The sequence below is a fragment of the Streptomyces canus genome, assembly GCF_030816965.1.
In the GTDB taxonomy this organism is placed as follows: domain Bacteria; phylum Actinomycetota; class Actinomycetes; order Streptomycetales; family Streptomycetaceae; genus Streptomyces; species Streptomyces canus_E.
The window spans coordinates 6,182,022-6,200,578 of the sequence record NZ_JAUSYQ010000002.1 but is presented as its reverse complement, the minus strand read 5'-3'; the positions used below and the strand labels follow the sequence as shown (position 1 = coordinate 6,200,578).

Annotated in this window: 19 protein-coding genes and 1 pseudogene; 10 read left to right on the top strand and 10 right to left on the bottom strand. The window is 71.7% G+C overall.

Translation table 11 applies throughout. From position 1 onward, the window contains the following. Genes QF027_RS29635 through tsaB form a run of 4 tightly spaced genes read right to left on the bottom strand, consistent with a single transcriptional unit; the run spans position 1 to position 2,516 of the window. Positions 1-258 carry a hypothetical protein gene (locus QF027_RS29635; RefSeq protein WP_307078124.1) on the bottom strand — a complete coding sequence of 86 codons (258 nt, stop codon included), beginning with the start codon at positions 256-258 and terminating at the stop codon, positions 1-3. Then, the gene (gene tsaD, locus QF027_RS29630; RefSeq protein WP_306977438.1) at positions 255-1,340 is read right to left on the bottom strand and encodes a tRNA (adenosine(37)-N6)-threonylcarbamoyltransferase complex transferase subunit TsaD; all 1,086 of its coding nucleotides are present in this window, start codon (positions 1,338-1,340) and stop codon (positions 255-257) included. The genes QF027_RS29635 and tsaD overlap by 4 nt, the downstream gene beginning before the upstream one ends. After that, positions 1,333-1,863: a ribosomal protein S18-alanine N-acetyltransferase gene (gene rimI, locus QF027_RS29625; protein ID WP_306977440.1), complete on the bottom strand. Its 531-nt coding sequence runs from the start codon at positions 1,861-1,863 to the stop codon at positions 1,333-1,335. The genes tsaD and rimI overlap by 8 nt, the downstream gene beginning before the upstream one ends. Then, entirely contained in the window at positions 1,860-2,516 is a 657-nt protein-coding gene (tsaB, locus tag QF027_RS29620) for a tRNA (adenosine(37)-N6)-threonylcarbamoyltransferase complex dimerization subunit type 1 TsaB (protein WP_307078122.1), read from the bottom strand. The genes rimI and tsaB overlap by 4 nt, the downstream gene beginning before the upstream one ends. A 179-nt stretch (positions 2,517-2,695) precedes the next feature. Between tsaB and QF027_RS29615 the strand changes: the two genes are divergently transcribed. Continuing rightward, positions 2,696-3,256: a hypothetical protein gene (locus tag QF027_RS29615; protein ID WP_306977444.1), complete on the top strand. Its 561-nt coding sequence runs from the start codon at positions 2,696-2,698 to the stop codon at positions 3,254-3,256. A 5-nt stretch (positions 3,257-3,261) separates the two neighbouring features. Here QF027_RS29615 and QF027_RS29610 read toward each other — a convergent pair whose 3' ends face one another. The 6 genes from QF027_RS29610 to QF027_RS29585 form a co-directional block, all read right to left on the bottom strand. Then, positions 3,262-3,432, bottom strand: a complete 171-nt coding sequence (locus QF027_RS29610) for a hypothetical protein (protein WP_306977447.1) — start codon at positions 3,430-3,432, stop codon at positions 3,262-3,264. Positions 3,433-3,586: 154 nt separating this feature from the next. Beyond that, the gene (gene tsaE, locus QF027_RS29605) at positions 3,587-4,090 is read right to left on the bottom strand and encodes a tRNA (adenosine(37)-N6)-threonylcarbamoyltransferase complex ATPase subunit type 1 TsaE (protein WP_306977449.1); all 504 of its coding nucleotides are present in this window, start codon (positions 4,088-4,090) and stop codon (positions 3,587-3,589) included. Continuing rightward, positions 4,065-5,315, bottom strand: coding sequence for an alpha/beta fold hydrolase (locus QF027_RS29600; protein WP_306977451.1), 1,251 nt, complete (start codon positions 5,313-5,315; stop codon positions 4,065-4,067). Before QF027_RS29600 ends, tsaE begins: the two co-directional genes overlap by 26 nt. 84 nt (positions 5,316-5,399) lie before the next feature. Then, complete coding sequence (alr, locus tag QF027_RS29595) at positions 5,400-6,557, bottom strand: alanine racemase (RefSeq protein WP_306977453.1); 1,158 nt, start codon at positions 6,555-6,557, stop codon at positions 5,400-5,402. Positions 6,558-6,633: 76 nt separating this feature from the next. Further along, positions 6,634-7,257 carry a M23 family metallopeptidase gene (locus QF027_RS29590; protein ID WP_306977455.1) on the bottom strand — a complete coding sequence of 208 codons (624 nt, stop codon included), beginning with the start codon at positions 7,255-7,257 and terminating at the stop codon, positions 6,634-6,636. Positions 7,258-7,387: 130 nt separating this feature from the next. Further along, the gene (locus tag QF027_RS29585) at positions 7,388-8,821 is read right to left on the bottom strand and encodes an NAD(P)H-hydrate dehydratase (RefSeq protein ID WP_307078120.1); all 1,434 of its coding nucleotides are present in this window, start codon (positions 8,819-8,821) and stop codon (positions 7,388-7,390) included. A 230-nt stretch (positions 8,822-9,051) separates the two neighbouring features. Here QF027_RS29585 and QF027_RS29580 point away from each other — a divergent pair, with 230 nt between their 5' ends. The 9 genes and pseudogenes from QF027_RS29580 (at position 9,052) to QF027_RS29540 (ending at position 18,538) form a co-directional block, all read left to right on the top strand. After that, positions 9,052-10,131 (top strand): lytic transglycosylase domain-containing protein, encoded by a 1,080-nt coding sequence (locus QF027_RS29580; protein WP_307078118.1) that lies wholly within the window; start codon positions 9,052-9,054, stop codon positions 10,129-10,131. A 60-nt stretch (positions 10,132-10,191) separates the two neighbouring features. Then, positions 10,192-11,271, top strand: coding sequence for an RNA polymerase sigma factor (locus QF027_RS29575; protein ID WP_307078117.1), 1,080 nt, complete (start codon positions 10,192-10,194; stop codon positions 11,269-11,271). A 179-nt stretch (positions 11,272-11,450) separates the two neighbouring features. Further along, on the top strand, positions 11,451-12,395 hold the full coding sequence (locus tag QF027_RS29570; protein WP_306977463.1) for an ABC transporter ATP-binding protein: 945 nt from the start codon (positions 11,451-11,453) through the stop codon (positions 12,393-12,395). Next, a complete protein-coding gene (locus tag QF027_RS29565; RefSeq protein WP_306977465.1) occupies positions 12,392-13,162 on the top strand; it encodes an MlaE family ABC transporter permease in 771 nt (256 codons plus the stop codon). Before QF027_RS29570 ends, QF027_RS29565 begins: the two co-directional genes overlap by 4 nt. Before the next feature lie 3 nt (positions 13,163-13,165). Further along, positions 13,166-13,982: pseudogene (locus tag QF027_RS29560) on the top strand (MlaE family ABC transporter permease). Positions 13,983-13,987: 5 nt separating this feature from the next. After that, complete coding sequence (locus tag QF027_RS29555; protein WP_307078115.1) at positions 13,988-15,223, top strand: MCE family protein; 1,236 nt, start codon at positions 13,988-13,990, stop codon at positions 15,221-15,223. Then, complete coding sequence (locus QF027_RS29550; protein WP_307078113.1) at positions 15,220-16,257, top strand: MCE family protein; 1,038 nt, start codon at positions 15,220-15,222, stop codon at positions 16,255-16,257. Before QF027_RS29555 ends, QF027_RS29550 begins: the two co-directional genes overlap by 4 nt. A 179-nt stretch (positions 16,258-16,436) precedes the next feature. Further along, complete coding sequence (locus QF027_RS29545) at positions 16,437-17,417, top strand: MCE family protein (protein ID WP_307082528.1); 981 nt, start codon at positions 16,437-16,439, stop codon at positions 17,415-17,417. Next, positions 17,414-18,538 carry an MCE family protein gene (locus tag QF027_RS29540; protein WP_307078111.1) on the top strand — a complete coding sequence of 375 codons (1,125 nt, stop codon included), beginning with the start codon at positions 17,414-17,416 and terminating at the stop codon, positions 18,536-18,538. The genes QF027_RS29545 and QF027_RS29540 overlap by 4 nt, the downstream gene beginning before the upstream one ends. Positions 18,539-18,557: the final 19 nt, after the last annotated feature.

Below are 18,557 nucleotides of genomic sequence, written 5' to 3'. Positions count from 1 at the left end.
TCAGTCCGCGCCCAGCGACTCGAACCGCCACCGGTGCACCGGCCGGGCGACCAAACCGCCATCGGGCTCGGGGAGTTCGGGGAGCTGGGCGTCGTGGACCGCGTCCCACCACGTGACGACCAGGACGCGGTCCTGCGGTGCCCGGAAGGTCTCGCGCCGCAACGGCCGTAGGGGAAGCTCCTGTCGGCGGACCCAGGCAAGCAGTTCCTCGCCCCGCCCCTCGGCCGCCCGGGCCTCCCACATCAGCGTGACCGTCACGAGTAGAGGTTCTCCTTGCTGACCTCGTGCACATGGTCATGGCCCGGCACATGCGGGTCGGTCACCGGGAGGGAGGAGTCGGCGGAGAGGTCCCAGCTGGAGGCGGGGCGGTTACGGGCGACCATCTCGGCACCGAGCGCGGCGACCATCGCGCCGTTGTCCGTGCACAGCTTGGGCCGCGGCACCCGCAGTCGGATCCCGGCGGCCTCGCAGCGCTCCTGGGCCAGCGCCCGCAGCCGCGAGTTGGCGGCCACGCCGCCGCCGATCATCAGGTGGTCGACGCCCTCGTCCTTGCAGGCCCGCACGGCCTTGCGGGTCAGCACGTCCACGACCGCCTCCTGGAAGGAGGCCGCCACGTCACGCACCGGCACCTCCTCCCCCGCGGCCCGCTTCGCCTCGATCCAGCGGGCGACCGACGTCTTGAGGCCGGAGAAGGAGAAGTCGTACGCCGGGTCGCGCGGCCCGGTCAGACCGCGCGGGAACGCGATCGCCGACGGGTCGCCCTCGCGCGCGTACCGGTCGATGACCGGACCGCCGGGGAAGCCGAGGTCGAGCACACGGGCGATCTTGTCGAAGGCCTCGCCGGCCGCGTCGTCGATGGTCGCGCCCATCGGCCGTACGTCGGAGGTGATGTCGCTCGACAGCAGCAGCGAGGAGTGCCCGCCGGAGACGAGCAGCGCCATCGTCGGCTCGGGCAGCGCGCCGTGCTCCAGCTGGTCCACGCAGATGTGGGAGGCGAGGTGGTTGACGCCGTAGAGGGGCTTGCCGAGGGCGTAGGCGTACGCCTTCGCCGCGGAGACCCCCACGAGCAGCGCGCCGGCGAGGCCGGGACCGGCGGTGACGGCGATCCCGTCGAGGTCACGCGCGCTCACCCCGGCTTCCTTCAGGGCGCGCTCGATGGTCGGCACCATCGCTTCGAGGTGCGCCCTGCTGGCCACCTCCGGCACCACGCCGCCGAACCGGGCGTGCTCGTCGACGCTGGAGGCGATGGCGTCGGCCAGCAGGGTGGTGCCCCGGACGATGCCGACGCCGGTCTCGTCACAGGAGGTCTCGATGCCCAGGACAAGCGGTTCGTCAGCCATTGATCTCGGTTCCTCGTTCGGATGTCGATACCGCGGCGGAGCCGCTGTCGGATGCTGTGGTCAGTCGCATGACCAGGGCGTCCACATTGCCCGGCTGGTAGTAGCCGCGGCGGAACCCGATGGCCTCGAAGCCGAAGCGCTCGTAGAGCTTCTGGGCGCGGATGTTGTCGATCCGGCACTCCAGCATCACTTCGGCGCACTCGAAGGCGGTCGCGGCCCTCAGCAGCTCGGTCAGCAGCACCGAGCCGAGTCCGGTGCCCCAGTGGTCGCGGGCGACGGCGATCGTCTGGACGTCGGCCAGCTCGCCGGCGGAGGCGAGTCCGGCGTATCCGACGAGCCGTTTCCCCTCCTCGGCCACGACGTACCGCCGGGTGGCCTCGGCGCCGCGGGAGTGCGCGAGCTCGGACCAGAACATGCCCCGGGACCAGGCGTCCTCCGGGAAGAGGTCCCTCTCCAGCTCCAGGACGGGGTCGATGTCCCACCACCGCATCTCGCGCAGCACAGGAGTCACAGGTGTGGTCACTTGGGGGTGACCACCTTGTAGTTCTTGGGAACCTGGGCGTCGGGCCGGCGCAGATACAGCGGTCGCGGGGCGGGCAGTTCCTCCCCGGCCTCGATCCGCTCGGCGGCCAGGGAGGCGAGGGCGGCGGCGGAGACGTACTCGGGCTCGCGGGCGTCGGGGAAGGTGCCGGGGTAGAGCAGCGCCCCGGCACCGACTGCGGGCAGCCCCTTGACCTGCTCGGCGATGTCGGCGGGCCGGTCGACGGCGGGTTCACCGGTCCGCGTACGGGAGTTCTCGTACCGCGCCCAGTAGACCTCCTTGCGCCGCGCGTCGGTCGCCACGACGAAGGGCCCCTCGCCGGGGTCGGCCGCGTACGCGAGCCCGTCGAGGGTGCACATCCCGTGCACGGGGATCCCGAGGGCGAGCCCGAAGGTGTCGGCGGTCATGAGCCCGACGCGCAGCCCGGTGTAGGGCCCGGGTCCGGTCCCCACGACGATCCCGGTGACCGCGTCCAGCTTCACCCCCGCGTCCGCGAGCACCCGGTCGACGGCCGGCAACAACAGCTCCCCGTGCCGACGCGCGTCCACCTGGCTGAACGAGGCGACGACGTCACGCCCGTCATGCAGGGCGACGGTCACGGCGGGGGTGGCGGTATCCAGAGCGAGCAAGAGCACGCAAACAGCCTACGGCTCCGGGGAGCCCGAGGCGGCCGCAGGCCGCACAGGGACGGGCGCGGGACGGTATCGACATGCGGCTCTGGCGCGCGGGCGCGACCGGCCGCAGCGGCGCCGCACCGGCCCGGCGACCTGCTACCGTCACCACAAATTAGGACTAAATACTCAAGAGGTAACCGGTGGCACCCAGCAGCGCAGGCTTCGTAACCGCCCTCACCGCAGCGGCCCTCGCAACGGTCGGTCTCCTCGGCTACCAGGCATACGCAACGGCGCCCGCCCACCTCACCAAGGCCCGCACGAACGGCTCCCCCGCAATCACCACCCCGAAGGCCCCGGGGAGCAGGAAGAACTCCGCCCCCCTGCCGCCGGGCTCCGGCACAGGCGCCCGCGTCGTGTACTCCCTGAGGGGCCACCGCGTCTGGCTGGTCGGCCTCGGCGACAAGGTGATCCGCACCTTCGAGGTCACCCCGGGAGACATCGCCCCCGCCCCCGGCGTCTACGCGGTCACCTCCCGCTCCAACGCCGTGACCGGCACCGACGGCGCCCCCATCGAACACGTGGTCCGCTTCACCAGCGTCGACGGCGTGGCGATCGGCTTCAGCGCGGCCGTGGGGGACGCGGCGCCTCCCGACCCCAGCACGACCACCGTGCGCACGGGCGGCATCCGGGAGTCCCGTGCGGACGGCGACGTGATGTGGACCTTCGCGACGATCGGCGCGACGGTCGCGGTGATCCCCTGAGCCTCTCAGGCCGCTTTCGGACGCTCCGCGCCCGCCCGCACGGTCTCAGGATCGGGCACCCGCGGCGGTGTCGAGACGGCTTCGGCTGCCGCACAGGACGCCAGCAGATCACGCATGGACACGCCGCCGACGAGCACGTACGGCTGCGGACGGGGCCGGTTCTCGGTGGCCGACATGGACGCCTCCTGAAGTTCGGGGGCGGCGTAGTTAGGTACACCTAACTACGAGCTGGGTACCATGTGACCACGCACGTGACGGCGAACGCAACATCTTGCCGACGGTTTGTCGGAACGTTCACAGAAAACGGCCGCGGGAGGGTGCGGCGGGCTCTCAGGCCGTGAGCACGCTGAGATCGGCCGCGGTCCACCGCTCCCCGACCGGCGTCAGCGTCACGTGCCGCACCTCGTCGGTCGTGTCACCGACCGCGCGGTGGATCTGCACCTGGAGCCGGTCGTCGGTCAGTTCCTCGACCTTGCCCTCGCCCCACTCCACGACGATCACCGACTCCGGCAGCGACACGTCGAGATCGAGGTCCTCCATCTCGTCGAGCCCACCGCCCAGGCGGTACGCGTCGACGTGGACGAGCGGCGGTCCGTCCCCCAGGGGCGGATGCACCCGGGCGATCACGAAGGTCGGCGAGGTCACGGCCCCCCGCACCCCGAGCCCCTCGCCGAGACCCCGGGTCAGCGTCGTCTTGCCCGCGCCGAGCTCTCCGCTGAGCATCACCAGGTCCCCGGCGCGCAGCAGCTTGGCGAGCTTCAGGCCCAGCTCGCGCATCTGCTCGGGGGAGGTGACGGTCAGCTCGGTCTCAACCGGGTTGCGCGGTGCTTCCATAACCGCCAACGGTAGCCCCTGCGGGCACCGCCCCCGCGCGGGTGAGCAGGTCGGCGAGGCGGTCGGTGACCACTTCGGGGTGCTCCAGCATGACCAGGTGCCCGGCGTCCGGGACCAGCACCAGCTCCGCCTCCGGCAGCAGGGAGGCGATCGCCTCGCTGTGCTCGCTGGGCGTGACCATGTCCCCCACCCCGGCAAGGACGAGCACCGGCTTGTCCGCGAAGTGGGCGAGGGCGGCGGTCTTGTCGTGGTTGTCGAACGCCGGGTAGTACTCGGCGACCACGTCGATCGGGGTGCCCTCGATCATCCGCTCGGCGAACCGGACGACGGCCGGGTCGACGTCCCGGGACGCGAAGGAGTAACGCTTGATGATCCCGGCGAACAGGTCGGCGGTGGCCCGCCGCCCCTTCTCCACCAGGTCGGCCCGCTGCCCCAGCGCCTTGAGGACGCCCGGCAGCACCCGCCGTACGGCGTTGACGCCGGCGACGGGCAGCCCGAAGTTGACCTCCCCGAGCCGTCCGGACGACGTGCCGACCAGGGCCACCGCCACCACCCGGTCGCGGATCAGCTCGGGGTACTGGTCGGCCAGCGCCATGATGGTCATCCCGCCCATGGAGTGTCCGACGAGCACGATCGGCCCCTCGGGGACGGTCGCGTCGATGACGGCTTTCAGGTCGCGCCCGAGCTGCTCGATGTCGACCGGCACCCCGTCCCGCACCTGCCGCATGCCCCGCCCGGACCGCCCGTGGCTGCGCTGGTCCCAGTGCACGGTCCGTACGACGCCCCTGAGCGCCGCGCGCTGGAAGTGCCAGGAGTCCTGGCTGAGGCAGTAGCCGTGGCTGAAGACGACGGTGACGGGGGCGGGGGCCTTGCGCCCGAACAGCCGGCGCCGGCGCGGCGACAGCGCGGGCACGGCTTCCGGGTCGACGTCGTCGACCTCGTAGTACAGCTCGGTGCCGTCGTCGGCCTGCGCCTTGCCGGGGGTGCCGCGCAGCGAGCCGTACGGCCCGGTCGAGTCGAGGGCGAGCCGCGCCTTCTGCCGCATCCCGCGCCCGACGGTGAGCCGCTCGACGGCCACACCGGCCGCGGCGCCCGCGGCGATCACGCCTATCGCGGCGCCGGCGATCCCGGTCGCCCGGCGCCATCCGGCACCCGCCCCCGTCGCGGAGGCGAGGGCCACCGAAGCGGCGGCGTCGACGACGGCCTCCGCACTGCTCTCGCTCACGTACCGCTCCTGTTCGCTGGGTCGGGTGATACCGGTGTGGCGGGACACGCTGTTCTTGCGCGCACTGTGCGCTTACCCCGCTTGTTACTCATTCACATAGACGCGGGGAACGCGCGTTCCGATGCGGGTCACGATTTCGTACGCGATGGTGCCCGCGGCCTGCGCCCAGTCCTCGGCGGTGGGCTCGCCCCGGTCACCGGGACCGAAGAGCACGGCCTGGGCGCCGGCGGCGGGCTCGTCGCCGCCGAGGTCCACGACGAACTGGTCCATGGCGATCCGCCCGGCGACCGTCCGCCACTTGCCGTCGACCAGTACCGGTCCGGCGCCGGAGGCGTGCCGCGGGATCCCGTCCGCGTATCCGACGGGCACCAGGCCGAGGGTCGTGGCGCCCGGGGTGACGTAATGATGGCCGTAACTGACGCCATGGCCGCCCGGAACACGCTTGACCAGCGCGATCGACGCCGACAGCGTCATCACCGGACGCAGTCCGAAGTCGGCGGGGGCGCCGAGCTCGGGGCTGGGCGAGATGCCGTAGACCGCGATCCCGGCCCGGACGAGGTCGAAGTGGCTCTCCGGAAGCGTGAGCGCGGCGGGCGAGTTGGCGATGTGCCGCACCTCGGGGCGCACGCCCTGCCCTTCGGCGTACGCCAGCATCTCCCGGAAGCGGGTGAGCTGGGCGGCGATGGAGGGATGCCCCGGCTCGTCGGCGCAGGCGAAGTGCGACCAGAGACCGGTGACGCGCAGGAGGCCTTCGGACTGTGCGCGCAGGGCCTCGGCGACCAGCTCGGCCCAGTCCTCGCCCGGCTGGCAGCCGCCCCGCCCGAGGCCGGTGTCGGCCTTGAGCTGCACGCGCGCGGGAAGGCCGGCTTCGCGGGCCGCCGCGACGAGCTCCCGCAGCGCCCACAGCCCGCTGACGGACACGTCGAGGTCGGCCTCGATCGCCTCCCGCCAGGGGCCGCCGGGCGTCCACAGCCAGCACATGATCCGCCCCGGCAGCCCCGCCTTCCGCAGCGCGAGCGCCTCCTCCGGCGTGGCGGTCCCGAGCCAGCGCGCGCCCGCCTCGACCGCGGCGCGGGCGCACGGCACCGCTCCGTGGCCGTACGCGTCGGACTTGACCACGGCCATGACGGCGGCTCCCGACGCGCGGGCGCGCAGGGCCCGCACGTTGGCCCGCAGCGCGGCCAGGTCGATCTCCGCGCGGGCCCGCAGTGGTGCGGTCGGGGCAGTTGCTGTCTCGTTCATGGCGCCCCCAGTGTCTCAGAGGCGACTGACACCACCGATGAGCACGTCCCCCTCGGGACGCGCACGCGCACGCGTGTCAGAGGCTCAGACCGTGCCGGGCCAGGTATTTCACCGGATCGATGTCCGAGCCGTACGGGCGGCGGGAGCGGACCTCGAAGTGCAGATGCGGGCCGGTGGCACGCCCGGTGGCGCCGCTGCTGCCGATGCGGGTGCCGGCCTTGACCTTGGCGCCGCGCGCGACCGAGATGCGCGAGAGATGGGCGTAGAGCACATACCGGGAATCGCTCATCTTGATCGTCACGGCCTTTCCGTACGACCCCGACCAGCTGGCCAGGACGACGACGCCGGTACCCACCGCGTAGACCGGGGTTCCCTGCGGCACGGCAAGATCGACTCCGGTGTGATAGCCGGCCAGCCAGTTTCCCCGCACCCGGTAACGCATCGTCACCCTGGCCCGGTTCCGAATGGGGCGGGTCCACTTGGCGGCTGCGAGGGAGCGCTCGCCGACCTCGACGTCCTCGGCGGCCTCGAACAGCTCCTCGTATTCCGCGTCGTAGTCACTGCCGCAGTTCCCGCCGGGCTCTTCCTCCAACGGTTCCGGGGTGTCCTCGCGGAAACCGAGAACGGGACTCCCCAGAACGACTGCCGCGCCTCCCAGCAACTCGCGCCGGGTCGTGCCTCGTATGTTTGGCTCATCCATGCGGCCAGCGAAACATCGCCCTTTCAGCTCCGCATATTCGGCCGACCGGTATTGGTCCCATCAGGTAGTAGTTCGCGGTTACGCGTCGGTATACCGACGCGTCGTCACCCGTACGCCTGTTGATCCGCGGTCAGGCGTCCGTCACGTCCCGCCAGGCCGCCGGTACGGCCTCGGCCACGTCGTGCGCCCCCACCGGCGCCCCGCCCGCCGCGAACCGTCCGGCCAGCCCGTGCAGGTACGCGCCCACGCTGCCGGCGTCCAGAGCGCTCAGCCCGGACGCGAGCAGGGACCCGGCGAGACCGGACAGGACGTCCCCGCTGCCGGCGGTGGCCAGCCATGCCGTCCCGGTCGGGTTGACGCGTACGGCCCCGCCGCCGGAGTCGGCGACGAGCGTGGTCGAGCCCTTGAGCAGCACGGTCGCGTCGTAGCGCCCGGCGAGTTCCCGCGCCGAGGCCAGCCGGGCCCCCTCGACCTCCTCACGCGGCACCCCGAGGAGCGCGGCGGCCTCTCCGGCGTGCGGGGTCATGAGGGTCGGCGCGGTACGCGCGCGTACGGCGTCCCGGTCGGCGAGCCGCAGTCCGTCCGCGTCGATGAGGACCGGCACGTCGGACGCCAGCACCTCTCCGACGGCCGAGGCGTCGTCCCCGGCCCCCGGCCCGACGACCCACGCCTGCACGCGTCCGGCGTGCTTGGGCCCCCGGTCGGAGACGAGCGTCTCGGGGAAGCGGGCGATCACGGCGTCCCCTGCGGGCCCGACGTACCGCACGGCCCCGGCGCCGCCCCGGAGCGCCCCGTACACGGCGAGCACGGCGGCCCCCGGATACCGCGCGGACCCGGCGGCGATCCCGACGACACCTCGCCGGTACTTGTCGCTCTCTCCGGTCGGTACGGGCAGCAGTCGCCGTACATCGGCGTGTTGGAGGGCTTCCAGTTCGGCCTCCTCCGGAAGGGCGAGCCCGATGTCGACGAGCCGCACCGATCCGGCGTACTCCCGCGCGGGATCGATCAGCAGGCCCGGCTTGTGCGTCCCGAACGTGACGGTGAGGTCGGCCCGTACCGCCGCCCCGCGCACCTCAGCGGTGTCGGCGTCGACGCCACTCGGCAGATCCACGGCGACGACGACGGCGCGGGACCGCTCGGCGGCCTCGGCCAGCCGGGCCGCGTCGGGCCGCAGCCCGCCCTTGCCGCCGATCCCGACGATCCCGTCGAGGAGGAGGTCGGCCTTCTCGATCAGCCGCTCGGCGTCCTCGACCCCCACGGCCCTTCCCCCGGCCCGCCGCAGCGCGGCCAGCCCCGCGGAGTGGGCGCGCTCGGGCGCGAGCAGCATGGCGGTCACGCCCGCGCCCCGCCGCGCGAGCCGGGCCCCCGCATAGAGGGCGTCCCCGCCGTTGTCCCCGCTCCCGACGAGCAGCACGACCCTGCGGCCGTACACCCGCCCCAGCAGGTCCGCGCAGGCGGCGGCCAGTCCGGCAGCCGCCCGCTGCATCAGCGCGCCCTCCGGCAGCCGTGCCATCAACTCCCGCTCGGCGGCCCTGACCGTCTCCACGTTGTACGCAGTACGCATGGGTCCGAGTCTCCCCCGTCGCGCGCGGAGATGAACAAGACGGAGGTGGATCTTGTACGTGGGTGCGGTTCGAGAGTGCGCCGGCGCAGCGCCGACGAGCCGCTGACCCTCTGCGTGGACGCGCGTGCGGACCCCGCCTCCCGAAATCTCCCCGTTCCGTGCGACGGACGCGCCGCCCTGCCCCGTAGAGCAGAAGCAGACGACATCAACCCACAGGGAGGGAGCGCGACATGGCAGGGCACAGGGTCAGAGGCGCCAGGGGGGCGGCGATCGCGGTGGCGGCCATGGCGGCGCTGACCGCGTCACAGGCGCCGGGGGCGGTCCCGGCACGGGCCTCCGTACCCCAGCGGGAGGCACCCGTCGAGCACGGGCCGAGCGTGTCGGGCGACACCCCGTACCGCACCGCACTCCCGCCGCTGCGGGCGCGGGAGCGCAAGGGTGGGGCATCTGTGCGTGGGGCGGCGGGGGCGGGCGCCGCGCTCCCGGCGAGTGTGTTCGCCGCCTACCGGCGCGCCGAGGCGGAGCTCGCGCGCACCGCTCCCGGCTGCCGGCTGCGCTGGCAGTTGCTGGCCGCGATCGGCCAGGTGGAGTCCGGGCAGGCGCGGGGCGGTCGGGTGACGGCGGACGGGACGACCGTGGCGCCGATCCTCGGGCCGCGGCTGGACGGCGGCGCCTTCGCCGTCGTACGGGACACCGACGGCGGCGCGTACGACGGGGACCCGGCCTACGACCGGGCGGTCGGACCGATGCAGTTCATCCCGTCGACCTGGGCCCGCTGGGGCATGGACGGCAACGGCGACGGGCGGGCCGACCCGGGCAACGTCTTCGACGCGGCACTCGCCGCCGGGCGCTATCTGTGCGCGGGCGGGCGGGACCTCTCCGACCCGGCCGGGTTGGACCGGGCGGTCCTCGGCTACAACCACTCGCAGGCGTATCTCCGCACGGTCAGAGCCTGGTACGCCTACTTCCTGGAAGGGCACCGGGTGGTGCCGGACAGCTCCGCGACGGGTTCGAGGCGCTCCGAGCCGTCGCAGCCGAAACCTGTGCCGAAACCCACGCCGAAGCCGTCGCCGTCCCCCCGTCCCAGCGCCTCGCCGTCCCGGACCCCGTCGGCACCTGGCTCGCCGACCCCCGGCACGTCCCGTCCATCAGCCGGGGCCACGGAGACGAGGGAACCCCAACTCCCCGCGCCCGGCACGGACATCGAACTGCCCGGCGACGACCTGCTGCCCAGCGGCGCTCCGCTGGGCGGCAACGGTGTCGACTCGATGGCCTCTACCCCCTCCACAACCGCGGATACTGGGCGGTAATGTCGCCATCCGCCGGGCAGCACGAGACCGGCGGATGAGCGCGAAGGGGCCCTCATGGCGATGGACATGCCTGACATGCCGGACATGCCTGCGGAGATACAGGCGGCCCACGACCGGTGGCAGCGCATGTGGAGCCACCGCGAGCACCTGCTCAAGGTGGCCCGGCGCAGGTCGATGAGCCCTGAGGACGCCGAGGACGCGGTGCACGAGGCCATGCTGCGCGCCGCGGAGCGCCCCGACCTGGACGACGAGCGCCTCGGCGCCTGGCTGACGACCGTGACCATGCGGCTGTGCGTCGACCGGTACCGCCAGGTCAACCGCGAGGCCGAGGTACGCAGCAGCCCCACGCTCGTCGCGCCGGGCCCGGTGCCCGTCGAGGAGGCGGTGTGCGACCGGGCCGAGGCCAAGTGGCTGGCCGTGCGCAGCGGGGAACTACCCGCGCGCCAGGCCGAAGCGCTCCGGCTGAAGTCCGAGGACCTCGACGTCGGCCAGGTCGCCGTGCGCATGGGGCTCAGCTATCGGACCGTCGAGTCGCTGCTCGCCCGGGCCCGGCGCACGCTGCGTACCTCGCTGGCCGGAACGCTGGGCGTCGCCCTGTTCCTGTGGGGGCGCGGGAAGCTGCGCGCGGGCGGACACGCGCAGGCTGTGGTGGTGACCTCGACGGCCGCGACCCTGGTGGTCGCGGGGTTCGTGTTGCCGTACGTCCACGACGGGGACGGCAGAGACGGGCAGGGCACTCCCCGTCCCTCGGTGTCCCGTATGTCCCAGGCGACCACGCGGACCGTCGGGCCCGACGGCGTCGGCCGGGCAGCCACCCCGAACGCCCGTGATCTGTCGGCCGCCTCGACGTCTCAGGAAGGTACGCCGACCGTGCCGCCCGGCGATCACGACCGGTCGCTGCTGCCACTGTCGGTGCCACCGCTGCCGGACGCCTCACTGACAGCGGTGCCGTCCGTCCCCGACGTTCCCGCCGTTCCCGATGTTCCCGGCGTGTCCGACCTGCCGAACGCGTCCGACCTCCCCCACCTCCCCGATCTGCCGGCCGCGTCCGCGATCCCGACGACGCTACCGGCCCTCCCTGAGGCTCCCGCCACGTCCTCCGCCCCGGTCGGCGTACCGACGCCGACCCCGCTGCCGTAGGACCGCGCCAAGAGCGCCGCCGTAGAACCAGTGGCACCGCCGGGAAAGACACCGCTGTCGACCTCACGGAAACCCCGCCGCAAGACCCCGGAAAAAAATCCGTGTCCGTCGCGACGGACACCCCGCCCCTCCCCGTAGAGCAGATGTCAGAGCTGCTCCATGGCTGAAGGGTGGACCGGATGGGTGTCGAGATCTGTGTGGAAGGGCTGACGAAGTCCTTCGGTCACCAGGTCATCTGGCAGGACGTCTCGCTGACGCTGCCCGCCGGGGAGGTCTCGGTCATGCTCGGCCCCTCGGGTACGGGCAAGTCGGTGTTCCTCAAGACGCTCGTCGGACTGCTGAAGCCGGAGCGCGGCAGCGTGAAAGTCGCGGGCCGGGACGTGACCAAGCTGCGCGAGCACGAGCTCTACGAAGTGCGGAAGCTCTTCGGCGTGCTGTTCCAGGACGGCGCGCTGTTCGGCTCGATGAACCTGTACGACAACATCGCCTTCCCGCTGCGCGAGCACACCCGCAAGTCCGAGAGCCAGATCCGGCGCATCGTGCTCGAGAAGATGGACATGGTCGGGCTGATCGGGTCCGAAGGGAAGCTGCCCGGCGAGATCTCCGGTGGAATGCGCAAGCGGGCCGGGCTGGCGCGGGCGCTGGTGCTCGACCCGGAGATCATTCTGTTCGACGAGCCGGACTCGGGCCTCGACCCGGTGCGCGTCGCGTACCTCAACCAGCTCATCGTCGACCTCAACGCGCAGATCAACGCGACGTTCCTGATCGTCACGCACGACATCGCCTCGGCCCGGCAGGTGCCGGACAACATCGGGCTGTTGTTCCGCCGCGAGCTGGTCATGTTCGGGCCCCGCGAGAAGCTGCTGACCAGCGACGAGCCGGTCGTACGGCAGTTCCTGAACGGCCGGATGCAGGGCCCGATCGGCATGGCGGAGGAGAAGGACGCCGCCCAGGTCGAGCAGGAGCTGGCCCAGCTCGGCGACGGAGCGCACCCGAAGACTCCCGGCAATCAGGCTCTGACGCCCCGCCTGTTGCCGGGCCCGGGCATCACCCGCCCGCCCCGATGGGAGGCGATCGCGAGACGCGAGGCCGAGCTGCACCGGAAGGAGGTGGCGGACGCATGAGCCTGTCACCGACCGGGGCGCTCCGGCAATCGGGGCACCTCTTTGCGATGGCGCTGGACGTCGTCCGGACCGTGCCCCGACGGCCCTTCCAGGCGAGGGAGTTCATCCAGCAGGCCTGGTTCGTCGCGAGCGTCACCATCCTGCCGACGGCCCTGGTGTCCATCCCCTTCGGCGCGGTCATCGCGCTGCAGATCGGCAGTCTGACCCGGCAGCTCGGCGCCCAGTCGTTCTCCGGGGCCGCCTCGGTCCTCGCGGTGCTGCGGGAGGCATCGCCGATCGTCACCGCGCTGCTGATCGCGGGCGCCGGCGGCACGGCCATCTGCGCGGACCTCGGGGCGCGGAAGATCCGCGAGGAGATCGACGCGATGCAGGTGCTGGGCATCGACCCCATTCACCGGCTGGTCGTCCCGCGCGTGCTGGCGTCGATGGTGGTGGCGGTGCTGCTCAACGGGCTGGTGTCCGTCGTCGGTGTCGCTGGCGGCTACTTCTTCAACGTCGTACTGCAGAACGGCACACCGGGCGCCTATCTCGCCTCCTTCACCACGCTGGCCCAGCTGTCCGACCTGTGGGCGGCCGAGATCAAGGCGCTGGTGTTCGGTGCGATCGCGGCGATCGTCGCCTCGTACAAGGGACTTACGGCGAAGGGCGGGCCGAAGGGCGTGGGCGACGCCGTGAACCAGTCGGTGGTGATCACCTTCATGTTGCTGTTCGTGACGAACTTCGTGATGACCGCGGTGTACTTCCAAGTCGCCCCGCAGAGGGGTTAGCCGATGCGACCACTCCAGCGCCCCCTGCGCTCCCTCGAAGAACTCGGCGCCCAACTCTCGTTCTACGGCCGCTCGCTCGCCTGGACCGGCCGCACCCTGCGCCGCTACAAGAAGGAGATCCTGCGGCTGCTCGCCGAGGTGAGCTTCGGCCGTGGCGCGCTCGCCGTCGTGGGGGGAACGGTCGGCGTCATCGCCTTCCTGTCGTTCTTCACCGGCACGGAGGTGGGCCTGCAGGGGTACGCCGCGCTCAACCAGCTCGGCACGTCCAATTTCGTGGCCTTCCTCTCGGCGTACTTCAACACCCGGGAGATCGCCCCGCTGGTGGCCGGGCTCGCCCTGTCCGCCACGGTCGGCGCCGGGTTCACGGCGCAGCTCGGCGCGATGCGGATCAGCGAGGAGACCGACGCGCTCGAAGTCAATGGGCGTCCCCTCGCTGCCGTTCCTGGTGACCACCCGGATGATCGCCGGGTTCGTCGCGGTGATCCCGCTGTACGTGGTCGGGCTGCTGTCCTCGTACTTCGCCGCCCGCACCATCACCACCGGCTACTACGGGCAGTCCGCGGGCACCTACGACCACTACTTCCAGCAGTACCTGCCGCCGGTCGACGTGCTGTGGTCCTTCGGCAAGGTGCTCGTCTTCGCCGTCCTGATCATCCTGGTGCACTGCTTCTACGGCTACTACGCGAGCGGCGGCCCGGCGGGCGTCGGCGTCGCCGTGGGCCGCGCCGTACGCACCTCGATCGTCGCGATCAACGTCCTGGACTTCTTCCTGTCGCTCGCGATCTGGGGCGCCAACACGACCGTGCGGATTGCGGGGTGAGCCGTATGAGAGTGCTGAGACTGCGGTTGTACGGCCTGGTGTTCCTCGCCGTGCTCGGCCTGCTGCTGTCCCTGTCCGTCGCCGTGTACCAGCAGGTGTTCACCTCGGCCGTACGGATCAGGCTGGAGGCCGACAGCCTCGGCAACCAGCTCGATCCGCGGGCCGACGTCAAACTGCGCGGGCTGCTGGTCGGCGAGGTGCGCGCGGTGCACGCCGACGGGACGAAGGCGACGCTCGACATCGCGCTGAAGCCGGAGTACGTCGCGCACATCCCGTCCGACGTGCACGCACGCCTGCTGCCCAAGACGCTGTTCGGCGAGAAGTACGTCGATCTGATCGCGCCCGCGCGGTCCTCGGCGAGGCCCATCCGCGCCGGGGACGTCATCACCCAGGACCGCACCCGTGTCGGCATCGAGCTCCAGCAGCTGATGAACGACCTGCTGCCGCTGCTGCGGACCGTGCAGCCCGGCAAGCTCGACGCCACGCTCTCCGCGTTCGCCACCGCCCTCGAAGGGCGCGGCGACCGGATCGGCGACAACCTCACGCGCGTGGAGGACTATCTGCACCGCCTCAACCCCCACCTGCCGTCCCTCACCGAGGACTTCGCACGCCTGGCCGACGTCGCCGAGGTGTACGGCGACGCGGCTCCCGACCTGATGAAGATCCTGCGCAACACCGTCACCACCAGCCGCACCATCGTCGAGCAGCGGGACCGGCTCGCGTCCGCGCTCACCACGACGGCCACCGCCGCGGGCACCGCGGACGCCTTCCTCGACGCGAACGGCGACCGGCTGATCACCCTGGGCCGGATCTCCCGCCCCACGCTCGACCTCTTCGCCCGTTACTCACCCGAGTACCCCTGTCTCCTCGCCGGCCTGGTCCGTGAGGAGCAGGCCTCCGAGCAGGCGTTCCGCGGCGGCAAGATGCACATCACGCTCGAGGTCGTCCGCCAGCAGGGGGCGTACGAACCCGGTGAATACCCCCGCTACGGCGAACGGTCCGGGCCCAACTGCCGCGACCTGCCCCGTCCGCCGGTGCCCGCACCCGGGGCCCACCTCAACGACGGTTCGAAGAAGGGGAGTCCGGTCGGCCCGGCCGGCGTGTCCGCCACCCGGGCCGAGCAGCGCGCCGTCGGCTCACTCGTGGCACCCGTCATGGGCGTGCCCGCCGACCAGGTGCCGCCGGTGGCGACCCTGCTGTTCGGGCCGATGGCGCGCGGGACGGCGGTGAGCGTCGCATGAGCAACACAGGAGCCCGACAGACCGCCGCACCGCTGATCAAGTTCAGCCTCTTCGCCCTGGTGACGATCCTGGCGACGGCCCTGCTCGCCGCCACCATCGTCAACATCTCCCTCACCCCCGAGCACACGTACCGCGCGGTGTTCAGCGATGTCACCGGCCTGGAGAAGGGCGACGACATCCGGGTGGCCGGGGTACGCGTCGGCGAGGTCGAGGGCATCAGCATCAAGGACCGGACGCTGGCGCAGGTCACCTTCACGGTCAGCGCGGACCGTCCGCTGCTCAGCAGCACCGGCGCGGTCGTCCGCTACCGGAACCTGGTCGGACAGCGCTATGTCGCCCTGACCGAGGGCGCGGGAGACGGCACCCGGCTGAAGCCCGGCGCCACGATCCCGCTGTCGCGCACGCAGCCCGCGCTGGACCTCAACGCACTGCTGAACGGCTTCAAGCCACTGTTCGCCGCGCTCAGCCCGCAGGACGTCAACCAGCTGGCCACCGAGATCATCCGGACCCTCCAGGGCGAGGGCGGCACCGTGAACAGCCTGCTGGCGCACACGGCTTCGCTCACCACGACCCTGGCAGGCCGGGACCAGCTGATCGGCTCGGTGGTCGACAACCTCAACACCGTGCTGGGGACGCTGGACAAGCGCGGCACCCGCTTCTCCGGGCTGCTCACGCAGTTGCGCCGGCTGATCTCGGGCCTGTCCGCCGACCGCAAGCCCATCGGGCAGTCGCTGGTGAGCATCGGCGACCTGACGGACGCCACCTCGGGGCTGCTCACGGACGCGCGTCCACCGTTGAAGGACGACATCGCCGAGCTGACCGAACTGACCGGAACGCTCAACAAGAACGAGAAGACCGTGGAGGGCGTCCTGAAGCGGCTGCCGAACAAGCTGAACGAGCTGACGGGGACCGCGTCCTACGGCTCGTGGTTCAACTTCTACCTCTGCGACTTCGACGGCCGGATCGTGCTGCCGAAGACACAGCAGGTGCTGACACCGGAGCTGCACGTGGCCAGGGCGAGGTGCGGCGCATGATGAAGCGTTCCCGCAAGCGCCGCCCGGAGCCGTTGGTCAAGGTCCGCGTCGAGCCGCCCAAGCTCCCGAACATACGGCTGCTGCCGCGCCGGGCACCCCGCCCCCGCCGCCCGGAACCCCTGGTGAGAGTCCGCGTCGTGCCCCCCAGGCTGCCCCGCATACGGATACGCCGCCCGCGCCTGACCCCGTTCCGCGAGCGGAACCCGGTGGTGATCGGAGCGGTCGGCCTCACCGTCCTCGGGCTGCTGGCCGTGGCCGCGTTCAACGCCGACAGCCTGCCGCTGATCGGTGACGGCGAGACGTACAGCGCGGCCTTCTCGGAGGCGGGCGGCCTCAAGCCCGGCGACGAGGTGCGGATCGCCGGGGTCAAGGTCGGCAAGGTCGAGGACGTCGATCTGGACGGTGACCACGTCAAGATCACCTTCAAGATCAAGGGCGACCCGGAGTTCGGCACCGAGACCGGCGCATCGATCCGGATCAAGACCATCCTCGGCGCGAAGTACCTCGCGCTGCACCCCAAGGGACCGGGGCAGCTGACGGCCGGCAGCGAGATACCGCTGAAGCGGACGGTTCCGGCGTACGACGTCGTACAGGCGTTCAGCGATCTCACCACGACGACGGAGGCCGTCGACACCGACCGGCTCGCGAAGGCCCTGGACACCATCTCCACCACCTTCCAGGACTCGCCCGCCGAGGTGAGGGCGTCCATCGAGGGCCTGTCGAAGATCTCCCGGACCGTGGCCTCGCGCGACAAGGCGCTGAGCGAACTCCTGGACCACGCGAACGGCGTCACGGGCGTACTGGCCGACCACTCCAAGGACTTCTCCGCGCTGGTCAAGGACGGCGACAAGCTGTTCCAGGAGATCAGCAGGCGGCGCGAGGCGATCCACAAGCTGCTGAAGAGCTCCGCGACGCTCGGCATCGAGCTCTCCGGCCTCGTCGACGACAACGAGAAGGAGATCGGACCCGCGCTCAAGGGCCTGAACCGCGTGGTGCGGATGCTCGAACGCAATGAGTCCAGCCTGGACCGGAGCGTCGAGCTGCTCGCGCCCTACGTACGGGTCTTCACCAACGCCCTCGGCAACGGCCGCTGGTTCGACAGCTATGTCCAGAACCTGGTCGCCGCCCCGGTGGCACCGCGGACAGGAGGCTCGCAGTGAGGAACCCGAAGAGGCGCCTGGCCCTGCTCACCGCACTCGCCCTGGTCGCCGCCCTCACCTACGTGCTGTGGCCGCGCTCCGAGTCCGTGCGCGTCACCGCGTACTTCCCCCGCACCGTCGGCATCTACCCCGGCTCGGACGTCCGCGTCCTCGGCGTCCGGATCGGCGAGGTCAAGGCGATCACGCCGCAGGGCGACCGGGTGCGCGTGGAGCTGGAGTACGACGCGGGCCGCAAGGTCCCGGCCGACGCCAAGGCCGCGATCATCAACTCCTCGGTGGTCAGCGACCGTTACGTACAGCTGCTGCCGGTCTACCGCGGTGGTCCGGCGATGCGCGACGGCGCCGTCATCCCCGAGCAGCGCACGGCCGTACCGGTCGAACTGGACCGCGTCTTCGACAGTCTGCACACGACGGCCGAGGCGCTCGGCCCCCAGGGCGCCAACAAGAACGGCTCGCTGTCACGTCTGCTCGGGGTGAGCGCGGACAACCTCCACGGCCAGGGCGAGAACCTCAACCAGACGGTCGAGGACCTCTCGCAGGCGGTCACCACGCTGTCCGACGGCCGCACGGACCTCTTCGGCACGGTCCGGAACCTGCAGGTGTTCACTGCGGCGCTGGCCGCCGACGACACGAGCGTGCGGTCGTTCAACACCAGCCTCGCCGACGTCGCCGGGCAGCTCGCGGGTGAGCGCGAGGACCTCGCGGCGGCGCTGCGGAACCTGGCGGCGGCGCTCGGCGACGTGTCCCACTTCGTGAAGGAGAACAAGAAGTCGCTGACCTCGAACGTGAAGGGTCTGAGCAAGGTGACCAAGGTGCTCGTCACCCAACGGGCCGCGCTGGAGGAGCTGTTGAGAGTCGCGCCCACGGGTCTGTCGAACCTGAACAACGCCTACAACCCGTCCGCGGGCACCCTCGACACCCGCAACAACGCCCGGCAGGCGCAGGATCCGGCCGCGCTGCTGTGCTCCGTACTGAGGACGACCGGCGACGAAGGCGGCAAGAACCCCGACTGCAAGGAACTCAAGGAGCTCTTCGACTCCCTGCCGAAGGTGCCTCAGGGCTCCGCGGTGACCGGCACCACCGACCGCACCCTCGGCGGAATTCTGGGGGCCGCCGCATGAACGCACGACGCGTGAGCGC